At 63.5% G+C, this 14,318-nt stretch carries 17 protein-coding genes; 9 read left to right on the top strand and 8 right to left on the bottom strand.

Annotation, left to right across the window (positions count from 1 at the left end; all coding sequences use genetic code 11):
* From ABT23_RS13610 to ABT23_RS13585, 6 genes are all read right to left on the bottom strand, one after another.
* Window positions 1-1,488 (bottom strand): class I adenylate-forming enzyme family protein (locus tag ABT23_RS13610; RefSeq protein WP_296636371.1); only part of this gene is annotated, 1,488 nt, incomplete at its 3' end.
* A gap of 7 nt (window positions 1,489-1,495) precedes the next feature.
* On the bottom strand, window positions 1,496-2,188 hold the full coding sequence (locus ABT23_RS13605; RefSeq protein WP_296636369.1) for a DapH/DapD/GlmU-related protein: 693 nt from the start codon (window positions 2,186-2,188) through the stop codon (window positions 1,496-1,498).
* A gap of 28 nt (window positions 2,189-2,216) precedes the next feature.
* Window positions 2,217-3,341 carry a DegT/DnrJ/EryC1/StrS family aminotransferase gene (locus ABT23_RS13600; protein ID WP_296636366.1) on the bottom strand — a complete coding sequence of 375 codons (1,125 nt, stop codon included), beginning with the start codon at window positions 3,339-3,341 and terminating at the stop codon, window positions 2,217-2,219.
* 333 nt (window positions 3,342-3,674) lie between these two features.
* Window positions 3,675-4,097 carry a rhodanese-like domain-containing protein gene (locus ABT23_RS13595; protein ID WP_296636364.1) on the bottom strand — a complete coding sequence of 141 codons (423 nt, stop codon included), beginning with the start codon at window positions 4,095-4,097 and terminating at the stop codon, window positions 3,675-3,677.
* A gap of 65 nt (window positions 4,098-4,162) precedes the next feature.
* On the bottom strand, window positions 4,163-4,555 hold the full coding sequence (locus tag ABT23_RS13590; RefSeq protein ID WP_018509466.1) for an HIT family protein: 393 nt from the start codon (window positions 4,553-4,555) through the stop codon (window positions 4,163-4,165).
* A gap of 113 nt (window positions 4,556-4,668) precedes the next feature.
* Entirely contained in the window at window positions 4,669-5,583 is a 915-nt protein-coding gene (locus ABT23_RS13585) for a LysR family transcriptional regulator (protein WP_296636363.1), read from the bottom strand.
* A 122-nt stretch (window positions 5,584-5,705) separates the two neighbouring features.
* Between ABT23_RS13585 and ABT23_RS13580 the strand changes: the two genes are divergently transcribed.
* From ABT23_RS13580 to ABT23_RS13540, 9 genes are all read left to right on the top strand, one after another.
* Entirely contained in the window at window positions 5,706-6,326 is a 621-nt protein-coding gene (locus tag ABT23_RS13580) for a YceI family protein (RefSeq protein ID WP_363928491.1), read from the top strand.
* Between the two features lie 35 nt (window positions 6,327-6,361).
* On the top strand, window positions 6,362-6,937 hold the full coding sequence (locus ABT23_RS13575) for a YceI family protein (RefSeq protein WP_296636360.1): 576 nt from the start codon (window positions 6,362-6,364) through the stop codon (window positions 6,935-6,937).
* A gap of 37 nt (window positions 6,938-6,974) precedes the next feature.
* On the top strand, window positions 6,975-7,772 hold the full coding sequence (locus ABT23_RS13570; RefSeq protein ID WP_296636358.1) for a class III extradiol ring-cleavage dioxygenase: 798 nt from the start codon (window positions 6,975-6,977) through the stop codon (window positions 7,770-7,772).
* A gap of 30 nt (window positions 7,773-7,802) precedes the next feature.
* Entirely contained in the window at window positions 7,803-8,900 is a 1,098-nt protein-coding gene (locus ABT23_RS13565) for an NADH:flavin oxidoreductase/NADH oxidase (protein ID WP_296636355.1), read from the top strand.
* Between the two features lie 33 nt (window positions 8,901-8,933).
* Window positions 8,934-9,611, top strand: coding sequence for an esterase (gene ypfH / locus ABT23_RS13560; protein ID WP_296636352.1), 678 nt, complete (start codon window positions 8,934-8,936; stop codon window positions 9,609-9,611).
* 12 nt (window positions 9,612-9,623) lie between these two features.
* Window positions 9,624-11,246, top strand: a complete 1,623-nt coding sequence (locus ABT23_RS13555) for an MFS transporter (protein WP_296636350.1) — start codon at window positions 9,624-9,626, stop codon at window positions 11,244-11,246.
* Window positions 11,247-11,379: 133 nt separating this feature from the next.
* Window positions 11,380-11,697 carry a cupredoxin domain-containing protein gene (locus ABT23_RS13550; protein WP_296636347.1) on the top strand — a complete coding sequence of 106 codons (318 nt, stop codon included), beginning with the start codon at window positions 11,380-11,382 and terminating at the stop codon, window positions 11,695-11,697.
* A 3-nt stretch (window positions 11,698-11,700) separates the two neighbouring features.
* Window positions 11,701-12,519: an FTR1 family protein gene (locus ABT23_RS13545; protein ID WP_296636345.1), complete on the top strand. Its 819-nt coding sequence runs from the start codon at window positions 11,701-11,703 to the stop codon at window positions 12,517-12,519.
* A gap of 10 nt (window positions 12,520-12,529) precedes the next feature.
* A complete protein-coding gene (locus ABT23_RS13540) occupies window positions 12,530-13,258 on the top strand; it encodes a hypothetical protein (RefSeq protein ID WP_296636343.1) in 729 nt (242 codons plus the stop codon).
* Between the two features lie 147 nt (window positions 13,259-13,405).
* Here ABT23_RS13540 and ABT23_RS13535 read toward each other — a convergent pair whose 3' ends face one another.
* Both ABT23_RS13535 and soxA read right to left on the bottom strand, forming a co-directional pair.
* The gene (locus ABT23_RS13535; protein ID WP_296636340.1) at window positions 13,406-13,735 is read right to left on the bottom strand and encodes a hypothetical protein; all 330 of its coding nucleotides are present in this window, start codon (window positions 13,733-13,735) and stop codon (window positions 13,406-13,408) included.
* 51 nt (window positions 13,736-13,786) lie between these two features.
* Window positions 13,787-14,318: sulfur oxidation c-type cytochrome SoxA (gene soxA / locus ABT23_RS13530; RefSeq protein ID WP_296636338.1), on the bottom strand; the 532-nt coding region annotated here is incomplete at its 5' end.

Genomic DNA, 14,318 nt, shown 5'->3' with positions numbered 1-14,318 from the left:
ACCCATGGCGTTCCGCGGAAGCGCATCGACGACGAAGAAGCGGCGCGGCTGCTGGAAGTCCCCGAGGCGCTGCATGCAAAGCCGTTGCAGGTCGCGCGGTGCAGGTGGAGCGTCGGGCACATGGAAGGCGACGACCACGCCGACCACTTCGCCCAGCTGGTCGTCCGGCAGCGGAATGGCCGCGCATTCCCTGACTGCCGGATGGCTGGCGACCACCTCCTCGATGTCCTTCGGATAGATATTGATGCCGCCGCTGATGATGATGTCCTTGATCCGTCCGAGAAAGTACAGAAAACCCTCGCTGTCCATCCTGCCGAGATCGCCGGTACGGAAATAGTCGCCCCACATCGCGGCCTGCGTGGCGGCCGGCTGGCCATAGTAGCCGCTGAACAGCATGGGGGTGCGGCACACGATCTCGCCTGGCGTGCCCGGCGGCGCCGCCTGCCCGTTTTCGTCGAGGATCAGGACGTCCGTTCCGGGAATGGCGGTACCCACCGAGCCCAGTTTGCGGGACGCCGCGTCGGGTGCCAGATTGGTGGCAATGGCAATCTCCGACGCGCCGTAGCATTCGTGAAACGCGCAGGACAGGTGGGCCAGCAGCCTGGCTTTCGTTTCATCGTCCAGGAGCGCGGAAGACGACACCAGGCAGCGCAGCGACGGCAGCGTTTCCTGGCTGGCGATCAAGGCGTCCAGTATTTGCCTGAGCTGGGACGAAACCGCGATGGAAAAAGTCACGCCATGTTCGCGGACCGTGGCGATCCAGCTGGCCGGAGTGAAGTGCGCCATGACGATGCTCGTCCCCCCGGAAATCAGCGGCATCAGCACCAGACGTTGCGCCAGCGAATGGTAGAGCGGCGTGGCGGCCAGCGTCACGTCGTCCGCAGTGACGCCATACAATTCGGCAGCCGCTGCGGCGCGCAGCCGCTTGGTGCGCTGGCTCAGGAGGATGGGCTTGGGCTGTCCGGTGGAGCCGGAGGTAAGGACCATGAGATACGGCAACGCCTCCGGCAACCCGGGCGCGGTCCCGGGCATGGCGCGGCCGGTATCGATCAGCGCCGGCACGGATGTCCAGCCTTCCCGGACACCGCCGGCCACGACACGCATGCCGCCGGGCGGAAGACGCAGGTCGGCCAGATTGGAAATCGCGCCGGCCCATGCGATCAGATGCCGGACATCGGCGGCCTTGAAGGTGGCGGCCAGCGCTTCCGCGCCCAATCCCATGCTCTGGGGCACGATGACCGCGCCGAGGCGCGCACCGGCGAGCAGGGTCAGGACAAACTCGGCGCAATTGGGCAGCAGCACGCCGAGGTGGTCGCCCGCACGCACCCCGGCAATCGACAGGCCATCCGCCAGCGCATCCACATCCTGCAGCAGGTCGCGATAGATGTAACGGGCGTTGCCCACCACGAGCGCCAGCTTGTCGGGGCTGTGTTCGGCGGCATGCCGGAAGTGCCCATAGAGGGCGGCAGGGTGCGATGAAGTCAGCATGGGTATGCTAACGGGTGGAACGGGCGATAAATTGAAGAAAAGCCTGACTTGCCAGCGGAAAGCGTTCGCCGCTCGCCGAAACATACACCTCGTCGGCGAGTGTGTTCCGGGTCACCAGCGTGTTGGCGCCCACGAAGCACTGCCTGCCGATCCGGATATTGTCTCCGAGGGTGGCGTTGATGCCGAGGAAGCAGGCGTCCCCGATCACGGTCTCGCCCCCGATGGCAACGCCCGAATTGATCCAGCAGGCGTCGCCGATACGGCAACCATGTCCGATCGACGCATTGCTGGCAATGAAGACGCTGTTGCCGATCTGCGTATAGGGATGGATGGCGGCATGGTCGAGGATGATGGTGTTCTCGCCCACCGACACGCTGGCGTGGCGCACCACAGAGGCGTGGACATAGCTGGCGAAGGCGTAGCCCTTGGCCAGGCCTTCCCGGTACTTGCGGACCCGCAGGTCATTCATCTCCCGATAGCCGACGGCGATGATCAGGCAATGGTTTGCCGGCGGGTAGTCCGTCTCGATGTCATCGAACGGGATGACGGGAAGGCCTTCGATGAAGGGATCGGTCAGGACGGAGCGGTCGACCGTAAACGCCACAACTTCATATTCCAGTCGCGCGAACTCCAGAAACATGCGTGCCATCTGGCCATTGCCGTAGATGATCAGTTTTTTATTTCCCGACGCAGCGGTCATGCGCCCACCCTTTCCATGACGCTCTGTTCTACATGCATGACTGCGCTGCAATCAGCCGGGTAATGGTGTCGATCTGCCTGTCGTCCAGGTTTGGGTAAATCGGCAGGCACAAGATTTTTTCTGCGGCCTCGACCGCGACCGGGAGATTGTCAGGGTGCGCGGAGGGAAGCCCGCGATACATCGAAAAGTCTGAAATCAGCGGATAAAAATAACGGCGCGGGTGGATGCCGTTGTCCTTGAGTATCTGGTGAAGGCCGTCTCGACTGATCGGGTAGTCGGCCTCGACCAGAATCGGGAAATAGGCGAAATTGGAAATATCTCCCCGTTCCGCCGGCATGCATTGAATCCCCTTCACCGCTGCCAGGCGTTTGCGATAGGCCGCGTCGATTTCCCTGCGCCGCGCAAGCGCCTGGTCGATGTATTTCAATTGGAGCATGCCCAGTGCCGCATTGAACTCGCTCATCTTGCCGTTGATGCCGGGAGCGACGACTGCCACCTCGCTCACATGGCCGAAATTCTTCAGATGATCGATGCGCGTTTTGGTCTTGGCATCCGGGCAGACGATCGCCCCGCCCTCGAAGGTATTGAACACCTTGGTGGCGTGAAAGCTCAGCACCGACAGATCGCCATGCCGCAGGATGCTGCCGCCCGCGTCGCGCACGCCGAACGCATGCGCCGCATCGTAGATGACCTTGAGGTTGTAGTTGTCAGCGATGGCCTGGATGGCCTCGACATCGCACGGGCGGCCGTAGCAATGCACGGGCATGATGGCCGTGGTCTGCGGCGTGATGGCGGCCTCGATCCTCGCCGGATCGAGATTGAGCGTGTCGCGGTCGACGTCCACGAACACGGGCTTGATGCCGTTCCAGAGCAGGGAGTGCGAGGTGGCCACGAAGGAATAGGGCGTGGTGATGACCTCACCCGTGATGCGCAAGGATTGCAATGCCGTGATCAGGGCGATCGTGCCGTTGGTGAACAGGGCGATGTGCTCGACGCCCAGGTACTCGCCCAGCGCCTGTTCCAGTTGCTGATGGAAGGGGCCATTGTTGGTGAGCTGCTTGCTCTCCCAGATTTTTTCCAGGTACGGGATGAACTCGTCCAGGGGCGGCAGATAGGGTTGCGTGACGTAAATCTGTTCCGGATCAGTGCTCATCGATCAACCTTGGTATATCAATCGTTCGCTACAGGAAAACGCGCGTGTTTATATATCTATTATGGGGCGCCTGGTGCGGGCGTGACTTCATGAACGGCTCAGGCCGGGCAATCTGAAGCCGCACGCAGTCTGAGAGCAGACCCGATGCCCGATGATAATGGGTTCTTCGAAGGATTTGTTGGATCGGGAAGGCCAGACCGCTCGGCCCAGGCTTGCGGAAACGCTTCGCCTGTCCTGCCCCAGGCCCCGATGAAACGGGCATGCCCAATGCCGCAAGGCCCGCATCGCTGCGGGCCTTGCGGGTTTCAGGTGTCGGCGTTTCCGCCTGCCGGATCAATACGTGGCCTCGTGGACCTGCGGCATGCCGTCGTCCACCCAGCGGGTATAGCCGCCTTCCATGTTCAACACGTTCTTGAATCCCATCATCTGCAGCACGGCGGCCGTCATGGCGGAACGTCCGCCGGTGGCGCAGTAGACGACGATCTGACGGTCGCGGGCGGCGGCCAGTTCGGGCAGGTGCTTGGGATAGGCAGGGTCGGCAGCCGCCTCGATGATGCCGCGCGGCACCAGCTGCGCGCCCTTGATGTGGCCCATCTCGAATTCGCCGTGTTCGCGCACGTCAAGCAGCAGCAGGTCCTCTCTCGCATTGAGTTTGTCCAGCAGCGCCTGCGGGGTGATTTCCCTGACGCAGGATTTGGCGGCGCGGACGAAATCCATCAGGCTCATGGGCTGTTCGGGTTTGAAGGTGTTGTACATCGCGGGTGTTCCAGGATCGGGTTGTTGAAGGGCCGAAAAATATCAGATTGCGGCGCCGGGCACACTCATGCCCAGTACTTCGCCTTGTCCGGCAGCACCCAGCGCACGCCGCCGCGCGGATCTTCCTTGTCGCCGCGGTAGCGCGGGATGAGATGGATGTGCAGGTGCGGGACGGTCTGGCCGCCGGCCGGGCCGTGGTTGATGCCGATGTTGTAGCCGTCAGGCTGGTGGTGCTTGTCGAGGATGTCCTTCGCTTGTGCCAGCATGCTGAGCAGCGCAGTCTGCTCGGCTTCGGTGGCCTCGAACAGGGTGGCGACATGACGGCGCGGAATGATCACCGTATGGCCGAGCGAGACGGGAAACCCGTCGCGATAGGCCACGGTGAGTTCATCTTCGGCGACGATGCGGTGCGGGTCGAGCTGGCAAAAAGGACAGGGTTTGGTTTCAGGTGCGGTCATGCCTTGGATGTACTCGTATTGTTGGTGCGGGGTCGGGATAGGGCCGAGTTTAACCGATGCGTTCACGCAGACGCGGTTGGCGCCCTCATCGACAGGATCGCCCTGGCGCGACGCTACCCCTTGGGCAGGATTTCGTCCCAGGGCGGTTTGCTGCCGATCCGCTGGGCCAGGTATTCAACCAGGGCCCGGACTCGGTGCGGCACGTAGCGATTGCTCGGAAAGACCGCGTAGATTCCCAGTTCAGGCGCGCGAAACGCGGGCAGCAGGATATCCAGGCTATGTTCGCGTACCGCCGTTTCGACGATGAACGTGGGAAGATAAGTGATCCCGAGCCCGCCTATCGCGGCAGCGAGCAGGGCGTCGCCACTGTTGGCCTCAAGCCGACCGGCAACGGGAAACCACTCGGTCTTGCCATCGAGGCTAAAGGCCCAGCTCGAGCGCGTGGCGAGCACATAGCCGAAGCACTCATGCCGGATCAGGTCCTTCGGGTGACGCGGACGGCCATGGCGCTTGATATAGCCGGGTGCGGCCACCACGACGCTCCGGCTGCTGCCGATCTTGCGCGCCACGTCGCCCGGCTCCAGCCGGTCGGTGATGCGAATGGCCAGATCGAATCCGCCCTCGATCAGGTTGGTGCGACGGTCGCTGAATTCGAGCTCGATCGTAATCTCGGGATTCGCAACCATGAAGTCGCCGAACATCGGCATCAACTGGCGAATGCCGAAGGAGAACGGCAAGGTGATGCGGAGGTGGCCGCGCGGCGCTTGACTGTCCTCGGTCAGGCCGGCTTCGGCGGCATCCACCAGCCCGAGGATCTCGCGGCATTTTTCCAGGTAGGTGGCGCCGGCCGACGTGAGGCTCAGGCGTCGTGTGCTGCGGGCCAGCAGCTTCGTTCCGAGGTGTGCTTCGAGCGCCGCCACCTGCCGCGTCACCACCGAGCGTGCCACGTTCATCTGTTGCGCGACGGCGGAGAAGCTGCCGAGTTCGGCCACCCGCACGAAGAGCCGCATGCTGTCGAGTCGGTCCATGTATGCCTCTGTCTGATTGTTGTCTTGTGAGCAACAATAATTTGCCAAATGTAGCCTATTTCTCCAAGCCCGGCTTGCGTACAGTGAACCTATCGTCTCGTCTGCACTCAGGAGTTCAGATCATGAATCTCACCGCCCGCGCTTCCTTCTCAAGCCTCATGAAACCTGGCACGCGGCACGTTGCGCCGTTCGTCGGCCTGGCCGCCCTGCTGCTGTCGGCGGGTGCCCAGGCCATCGAATTCAACCAACTGCTGGCCGACAAGAGCGCAGTGAGCTTTGCATACAAGCAGATGAACGTGCCGCTCGATGGCGGCTTCAAGCGCTTCGACGGCCGGATCAACTTCGATCCGGCGAAGCCGGCGCTCGCCAAGGCTGAAATCGACATCGAGCTCGCCAGCATCGATACCGGCTCCGAGGAAGGCAACGACGAAGTGGCCGGCAAGCTCTGGTTCAACACCAAGCAATTTCCCGTTGCGCGCTTCGTGTCCACGTCGATCAAGCCGCTGGGCAACAATCGCTTCGAGGTGGCCGGCAAGATGAGCATCAAGGGCCGCACACTCGATACGAGAACGCCCGCCACGTTCAGGCAGGAAGGCAATCTCGGCGTGTTCGAAGGCAGTTTCGTGCTGAAGCGTGGCGACTACGGCATCGGCGAAGGCATGTGGGCCGACTACGGCACCGTCGCCAACGAAGTGCAGATCAAATTCCGGCTTGTTGCCGCTGCGGCGGCCGGCAAGAAGTAGTTCCGCTCACCAACCTTTCACCCAGGAGACTCACCATGAAGAAACTCGTCCTTGCCCTCGCCTTCGCTTCCGTCGCCGGCAGCGCCTTTGCTGCGCCGGAAACCTACGTCATCGACCCCACGCATACCCAGCCGCGCTTCGAGTACAACCACTTCGGCTACTCGAACCAGGTGCACAGCTTCGACAAGACCAGCGGCACGATCGTCTACGACAAGGCCGCCAAGACGGGCTCGGTGGACGTCACCATCGACGCGAAGTCGGTGAACACCGGCTATCCCCTGCTGAACGAGCACATCCAGGATGAGGATTTCTTCGATACCGCGAAGTACCCGACCATCACGTTCAAGTCGACGTCCGTGAAATTCGACGGCGACAAGCCGGTGTCGGTCGATGGCAACCTGACGATCAAGGGCATCACCAAGCCGGTGACCCTGACCGTCACCTCGTTCCAGGCGATGCCGCATCCCATCATGAAGAAGGACGCGATCGGCGCCAATGCGGTAACCAAGATCAAGCGTACCGAATTCAACATGGGCAAATACGCACCCTATGTGTCCGATGACGTGACCCTCGAGATCCCGATGGAAGCGGTCGCGGTCAACAAGCAGTAATCCGCCGCTGCCTCTCTGGCGGAGAAAGGAGTCCGATATGTCTCGCCTGCCCGTCGTGTTCGTGTCCCACGGCGCCCCCGATGCCCTGCTGAAGGCACCGGAGGCCGTGGCCTGTTGGCGCGATATCGGTCGGATAATCCCGCGGCCGACGGCGATTCTTGCGATTTCGGCGCACTGGGAAGCGCGCCAGGCCACGGCCAGCCTGTCCGGTGCGCCGGAAACCATTCACGACTTCTCCGGTTTTTCGCCGGCACTGCATGCCATGCAGTATCCCGCGCCAGGCGCGCCGGCGCTGGCCGAGCGCGCCGTCGCCCTGCTGTCCGCTGCTGGCACGCCGGCGGAGCTGCACCCCAGCCGCGGACTGGACCACGGCGCCTGGGTGCCGCTGTCGGCAATGTTTCCGCAGGCCGACGTCCCGGTCACGCAACTCTCGCTGGTGCGCAACGCCGGCCCGGCCGCCCATTTCGCGCTGGGGCAGGCGCTGGCGCCTCTGCGCGAGGAAGGCGTGCTCATCGTCGCCACCGGTTCGATCACGCATAACTTCGGCTGGCTGGAGTGGCAGGCGACTGGCGACCCGACGCCGGTTCCGCAGGCGAAGGACTTTGCCGACTGGGTCGCCGCACGCGTCGCGGCGCAGGATGTCGCGGCCCTGCTGGACTATCGTTCGGTCCCCCATGGTTCGGCGTCGCACCCGACCGAAGAACACTTCCTGCCGTTTTTCGTCGCCCTGGGCGCCGCGGACGGCGATCGGCCCACGCGCCATCAACCTCCCTTCACCTATGGCGGCCTCGCCATGGACGCCTATGTGTGGCGTGACCCGACGGAAGCCAATTAGCCCATTGCCCCCTTAAAGGAACCCATCATCGTGAGCATCTTGTTTTCTCCCATCACACTCGGCAGACAGGTTCTGGACAACCGCGTCGTCATCGCCCCCATGTGCCAGTACTCAGCCGACGAGGGTCGGGCGACCGACTGGCACCAGATCCACCTGGGACACCTGGCCCTGTCCGGCGCCGGCCTGATGTTCATCGAGGCCACGGCAGTTGCGCCGGAGGGCCGCATCTCGCCCGCCGACCTCGGACTCTGGTCGGACGAGACGGAGGCGGCGCTGGCACACGTCCTCCAGTCGATCCGCCGGCATTCCCCGATTCCTATCGCCATCCAGCTGGCGCATGCCGGCCGCAAGGCCTCCACCGAGGTGCCGTGGGCCGGTGGGCAGTCGATCGCGCCGGCCAGCGGCGGCTGGCAAACCGTCGCGCCGTCCGCCCTGCCCTATGCGGCAGACGACACCCGCCCGGCCGCCCTCGATGAAGCCGGACTCGCACGCATCTGCAACGATTTCGTGGCGGCGGCTCAGCGTGCGCAGCGGCTGGGCTTCAACGTAATCGAACTGCACGCGGCACATGGCTATCTGCTGCACCAGTTCCTGTCGCCCCTGTCGAATACCCGCGACGACCGCTACGGCGGCACGCTGGAAAATCGCATGCGATTTCCACTCGAGGTGTTCGACGCTCTCCGCGCCGCCGTGCCGGATGACACGCCGGTGGGCATCCGGATTTCCGCCACCGACTGGGTGGACGGCGGCTGGGATATCGAGCAGAGCGTCGCGTTCGCACAGGAACTGCAGCGCCGCGGTTGCGCGTTCATCGACGTGTCCAGCGGCGGACTCTCCCCCTTGCAGGAAATCCCGGTCGGACCGGGCTACCAGGTTGCCTTCGCCGACAGAATCCGGCGCGAAACCGGACTGCCCACGATCGCCGTGGGCCTGATCACCGAGCCCGAGCAGGCGGAAACGATCCTCGCCTCGGGCCAGGCCGACATGGTGGCGCTCGCTCGCGGTATGCTGTACGACCCGCGCTGGCCCTGGCACGCAGCGGCGAAACTCGGCGACCAGGTCGATGCGCCGAAACAGTACTGGCGTTCCCAGCCGCGGGCATACAAAGACCTGTTCAAGCCGGGATAAAACAGCCTGCCGGACCGGCAGCGGAGACAGCACATGAGCGAACACGACTTTCAAGGAATCGAATTGCTGCCCGCCACGCTGCCGGTCCGGCAGCTTTTCATTGTGCTGCATGGCGCGGGCAGGACGCCCGCGGACATGCTGCCGCTGGCCGACACGCTCGGTGCCGCCTTTCCCCAGGCCGCGTTCCTGCTGCCCGAAGGCATTGCCGCGTTCGACGGACACGACAGCGGCAGGCAGTGGTTCTCCCTCGATGGCTTGAACGACGACAACCGGGCCGCCCGGGTAGCCGCGGCCATGCCGGCGCTGCACGCGCTGATTCGACAGGCCCAGGACCGTCTCAAGGTGATGCAGCCGGACACGGCGCTGGTCGGCTTCTCGCAGGGCGCGATCATGGCGCTGGAATACGGCATTGCGCATGATGGCGGCGTCGGCCGGGTCCTGGCGTTTTCCGGCCGCTTTGCGACGCTGCCCGACCGGGCGCCCGAATTCACGACCTTGCACGTGCTGCACGGAAAAGATGACCCGATCATCCCGGTCGAGCATGCCTATGCCGCCTATGAACGACTCATGCAATGCCAGGGAGACGCCACGCTGGACGTGGCCTCGCCGGTCGGGCACGAACTCCATGCCGCCCTGATCGACCGCGCCCTCCATCGCCTGCAGACGTGCATTCCGCTGCGCACCTGGAAAAATGCGCTGAACGGCGCCTGACGCGAACGCATCGTGACAGCCGAGACGCCCAAGCCCACTTCGCCCTGGGCGCCCCTCCACAACCGCGTGTTCCGCACGTTATGGATTGCGTCGGTCGCGTCGAACATCGGTTCCTGGATGCACGAGGTCGGCGCCGGCTGGCTGATGACCTCGCTCGCGCCCAACCCCCTGATGGTGGCGCTGGTACAGGCCGCCACCACGGCCCCGGTCTTCCTGCTGGCGCTGCCGGCCGGGGCCCTGGCCGACATCGTCGACCGCCGCCGCTACCTCATCACCGCCCAGGTGTGGATGCTGGCCATGGCGGCCACGCTGGGCGTCCTCACCCTCGCGGGCCTGACCACCGCGCCCCTCCTGTTGCTGTTCACCTTCGCGCTCGGCATCGGCAACGCCATGATGATGCCGGCCTGGGGTGCGATCACGCCGGAACTCGTGCCACGCGCTCAACTCCAGGCAGCGATCGGGCTGAATTCCATGGGACTGAACGTCGCCCGAGCCGTCGGCCCCGCGCTGGCCGGGGTGATCGTGGCCGCCGCCGGGCCGGGCGCGGTCTTCGTGCTGAACGCCGTGTCGTTTATTGCCGTCATTGCCGCCTTGAGGCATTGGCAGCGCCCGCCCACGGCGAGTGGACTACCCGCCGAACGGCTTGCCGGCGCGGTACGTGCCGGTCTGCGCTATGCGCGCCATTCGCCCGAGTTGCGCGCAGTGCTCACTCGCGGCGTCGCCTTCTTCGTGTTCGCCAGCGCCTCCTGGGCCCTGCTGCCGCTCATCGTCAGGCAGGAACTGCACAGCGGCCCCGGGACGTACGGACTCTTCCTGGCCTGTCTGGGCCTGGGCGCCGTAGCCGGCGCCCTGCTGCTGCCCCATGCGCACGCCCGCCTCTCGCGCGACCGGATCGTGGCCGGCGCGACCGGGCTGTACGCCCTGGCCATGCTGGCGCTCGCCCACAGCGGGAACGTGGTTGCGGCCGGGACGGCCATGCTGCTGATCGGGGTTGCCTGGATCAGCGTGGTCTCGTCGCTGATGACCGCCGCGCAGACAGCCCTGCCCGGGTGGGTGCGCGCGCGAGGCCTGGCCTTGTTCTGGGTCGTCTACATGGGTGGGATGGCGGCCGGCAGTGCATTGTGGGGCCAGGTCGCCTCCTGGACGGGCATCCCGCTCGCGCTGAGTGTCGCCGCCGTCGGCGCACTGGTCGGGATTGCCCTCACCCGCTCGTACCGGGTCGGGCGGCATGATGTCGTCGATCTTTCACCCTCACTGTTCTGGCCCACGCCCATGATGGCCGGGGAACGCGAAAGCGACCGCGGGCCGGTCATGGTCACGGTGGAATACCGGATCGATCCGGCCCAGACCGAGGCGTTCACCCGAACCATGCAGCAGATCAGCCGGATCCGCCGGCGCGATGGCGCCTTCATGTGGGAACTGTTCTGGGACGTCGAACATCCCGAACGCATGGTGGAATGCTTCATGGTCGAATCCTGGCACGAGCACTTGCGCCAGCACGAACGGGTCACGGTTGCGGATCGGGACGTCCTGGAACAGACACGTACATTTCATCTCGGCAGCGAGCCGCCCAAAGTCACCCATCTGGTCGCCGGCAAGGCCCGGCCGGCCATGACATCGCGATTCCCCTTCTGAAATTTCGCAGGGCACCCCGTCTACGCGTCCAGGCAGCCTCCCGCTTTTGCTTGCGAGGCGACCTTCAGGAAGTTCTTGCACATATTAACGAGAACGATTATCGTTATGAAAACGTGAATGATTGTAGACACCCATGAAAGCCCTTGCCCTTGCCTGTTTGATGTTCCCCCTTGCCAGCCTGGCAGCCGATCTGGAAGCTACGCTGACGATCAAGGACCATCAATTCACGCCCAGCGAACTGAAAGTGCCCGCAGGCAAGAAGATCAAGCTGCTGGTCAGCAATCTGGATAGCACGCCGGAAGAATTCGAAAGCCATGAACTCAACCGCGAAAAACTGGTGGCCGGCAATGGCAAGGTCACGATCTATGTCGGTCCGCTCGCGCCCGGCAAATATCCCTTCTACGGCGAATTCCACGACAAGACCGCGCGCGGCGTGATCGTGGCGGAGTAAAGCATGTTCGGATCGGCCATCATCGTTTTCAGGGAAAGCCTCGAGGCCGCCCTGCTCATCGGCATCATCGCCGCCGCCACGCGCGGGTTGGCCGGCCGCAACCTCTGGCTCGCCATCGGTATCGGCGCCGGCCTGGGCGGCGCCCTGGTGGTGGCCGGATTAACCGAGACCATCGCCGATATGGCCGAAGGCGCCGGACAGGAACTGTTCAATGCCGCCATCCTGGGCATCGCGGTGCTGATGCTGGGCTGGCACAACATCTGGATGGCCACCCACGGGCGCGAGATGGCCGCACAAGCCAAATCGATGGGACATGCGGTCAAGTCGGGACAGCGGGAAATGTCGGCACTGGCCATCCTGATCGCTCTGGCCGTCCTGCGCGAAGGTTCGGAGACTGCCTTGTTCCTGTACGGACTGGCCGCGGGCGATGGCTCAAGCCGGGTTTCCATGCTGAGCGGCGGCCTGCTGGGCCTGGCGGCCGGCATCGGCGCGGGATGGGTACTGTATTCGGGGCTCGCCCGAATTCCGCTGCGCCATTTCTTCACTGTCACCAGCGCCCTGATTCTTTTCCTCGCAGCCGGCATGGCCGGGCAGATGGCACGCCTGCTGATCCAGGGCGACCTCATTCGCCCGCTCGCCAGCCCGCTGTGGGATTCCTCGTCCCTGCTGCCCATGGACTCGTTTCTGGGCAACCTGCTGCACATCTTCGCCGGCTACGAGGCCCGCCCCAGCGGCATGCAGGTGCTGTTCTACACGCTGACCTTCCTCGTCATCCTGTTCGGGATGCGCTGGAGTCGCCCCCGCATCCCCCAGGCAACCTGAAAGGAATCCCATGAAACGCAACGCAGTGTTGATTGCTGCGATGGGCATGCTGTATCTGCAATCCGCCCTCGCCGGTCCCACCGACTACGTCTACACGCCCACCGTGGAGAAAGGCGAGAAGGAGATCGACTTCAAGTTCGGCACCGTCGACAGCGCACCGCGCCAATCCATGGCCTCGCTGGGGTTGGGCTACGGCGCCAACGACTGGTGGTTCACCGAGGTCTATCTGAAGTATGCGAAGACCGGCGGCGACGGCGTCAAGTACGATGCCGTCGAGTGGGAGAACAAGTTCCAGCTCACCGAGACCGGAAAATATCCGGTAGACGTCGGCTTCATCACTGAGATCGAAGTGCCGAGCGACCACGACGAAGGCATCGAACTGAAAGTCGGCCCGCTCTTCCAGACCGAATTCGGCAAGCTGCAATTCAATGGCAACATCCTGTTCGAGAAGCGCTTCAACGCCGCCGTATCCAGCCCGACCGAAGCCGGCTACCAGTGGCAGGTGAAATACCGCTGGCAGCCCGCCTTCGAATACGGGCTCCAGGGCTTTGGCGGCACTGGCCCCTGGAACGACTGGGAAGCCTCCCGGGACCAGTCGCATAAGATAGGACCGGCCGTCTTCGGCAAACTGGCCACCGCCCACCACCATGCCATCAAGTACAACGCCGCCTGGCTGTTCGGCGTGTCGGATGCCACCCCGGACAATACGTTCAGGCTGCAGACCGAATACGAGTTCTAACAGGACAGTGTGCGCCACCTAGGAACGATGCGCACACTGCTCACATTTGCAGCCCCGGTTGTTTCGAAAGCGCTTTTTTCCATAACCTCGCCACAGACAACGGGGGACGCCATATGCGCCATAGCAATCCGAGGCTGCGTTGACTGGCTAATGCTGACTGGTTAGCGGGGAATCGAGTTGCGCCATGCCGAGAGCCGCCTGCTCGTTGGCAACGGCAGCGTACTTCATCACAGCTGCATCATCTTGTTGCTTGGCGGCTTCCTGGGCCTGGACTAGCGCACTGGCCGCTGTGGTCCACAACGCCTTTTTGGCTGTCGCCAGATCCACGCTAGACTCCGCTCGCGCCAAGGCTTCCGTGGCCTCGGCTGACAACACCGGCTTGCGGTTGTTTTCGGCAGCGCATACGCCGTATCCAAGCCCACCTACCACAAACCCGCTCCACACCAGCCAACCGATTGCAATACGACGTGAATTCATTTTTTCCTCCTGACAATTGCCCGGACGGCAGCATTCTGCCGCCCATGCTCGTTATTTCCTGAAAACCGATGACTTGAGCGGTAGACCATTGCTGAGATACGAATGGAAATACTCCAGATTGTTGTACTCTTCTCCACCGATCTCCATGGGCACCGCACGCACCAGCTGATTACATGCCGAGTAGCGCCGCTGCAGTGTGAACAAAGTGTAATCTCCACCTCGGAAGGCCGGCCAGTGCGTAGCCTGTCCCGGTAACATCGAGAGATATTCGGTACGCAGGATTTCACCGACATGATCTACGTGGCAGCTGGCGCAGGAAAAATTGAGCTGGCCGCGACGCTGATAGAAGAAGCGGCGACCAGACTCGAAAGCCGCCAGGGCGCCACCGCCCTTCACCTTGATGTTCATGAGCATGCCATCCGATAAAGTCCGGGCATAAGCGGTAAGCAGGCCCATGGTATTCATGTCAGCTTGCTTGTAGGGCGCTTCGCCATTATTGGTACGACACTGGTTGAGCGCCATTTCGAAGGTGACCACTTTTTTCATGGTTTCATCGTAGTAAGGGTAATTGCCGACTACATTC

The sequence above is a fragment of the Thiobacillus sp. SCN 63-57 genome (assembly GCF_001725555.1).
In the GTDB taxonomy this organism is placed as follows: Bacteria; Pseudomonadota; Gammaproteobacteria; order Burkholderiales; family Thiobacillaceae; genus Thiobacillus.
Note: the sequence above shows the minus strand (reverse complement) of the source record. Positions and strands in the feature narration are given on the sequence as shown.

Bases quoted from the DNA above. Each gene is read 5' to 3' on its own strand.
- ABT23_RS13605 (WP_296636369.1), bottom strand. From the start codon at position 2,188: ATGACCGCTGCGTCGGGAAATAAAAAACTGATCATCTACGGCAATGGC.
- ABT23_RS13600 (WP_296636366.1), bottom strand. From the start codon at position 3,341: ATGAGCACTGATCCGGAACAGATTTACGTCACGCAACCCTATCTGCCG.
- ABT23_RS13595 (WP_296636364.1), bottom strand. From the start codon at position 4,097: ATGTACAACACCTTCAAACCCGAACAGCCCATGAGCCTGATGGATTTC.
- ABT23_RS13590 (WP_018509466.1), bottom strand. From the start codon at position 4,555: ATGACCGCACCTGAAACCAAACCCTGTCCTTTTTGCCAGCTCGACCCG.
- ABT23_RS13585 (WP_296636363.1), bottom strand. From the start codon at position 5,583: ATGGACCGACTCGACAGCATGCGGCTCTTCGTGCGGGTGGCCGAACTC.
- ABT23_RS13580 (WP_363928491.1), top strand. From the start codon at position 5,706: ATGAATCTCACCGCCCGCGCTTCCTTCTCAAGCCTCATGAAACCTGGC.
- ABT23_RS13575 (WP_296636360.1), top strand. From the start codon at position 6,362: ATGAAGAAACTCGTCCTTGCCCTCGCCTTCGCTTCCGTCGCCGGCAGC.
- ABT23_RS13570 (WP_296636358.1), top strand. From the start codon at position 6,975: ATGTCTCGCCTGCCCGTCGTGTTCGTGTCCCACGGCGCCCCCGATGCC.
- ypfH (WP_296636352.1), top strand. From the start codon at position 8,934: ATGAGCGAACACGACTTTCAAGGAATCGAATTGCTGCCCGCCACGCTG.
- ABT23_RS13550 (WP_296636347.1), top strand. From the start codon at position 11,380: ATGAAAGCCCTTGCCCTTGCCTGTTTGATGTTCCCCCTTGCCAGCCTG.
- ABT23_RS13545 (WP_296636345.1), top strand. From the start codon at position 11,701: ATGTTCGGATCGGCCATCATCGTTTTCAGGGAAAGCCTCGAGGCCGCC.
- ABT23_RS13540 (WP_296636343.1), top strand. From the start codon at position 12,530: ATGAAACGCAACGCAGTGTTGATTGCTGCGATGGGCATGCTGTATCTG.
- ABT23_RS13535 (WP_296636340.1), bottom strand. From the start codon at position 13,735: ATGAATTCACGTCGTATTGCAATCGGTTGGCTGGTGTGGAGCGGGTTT.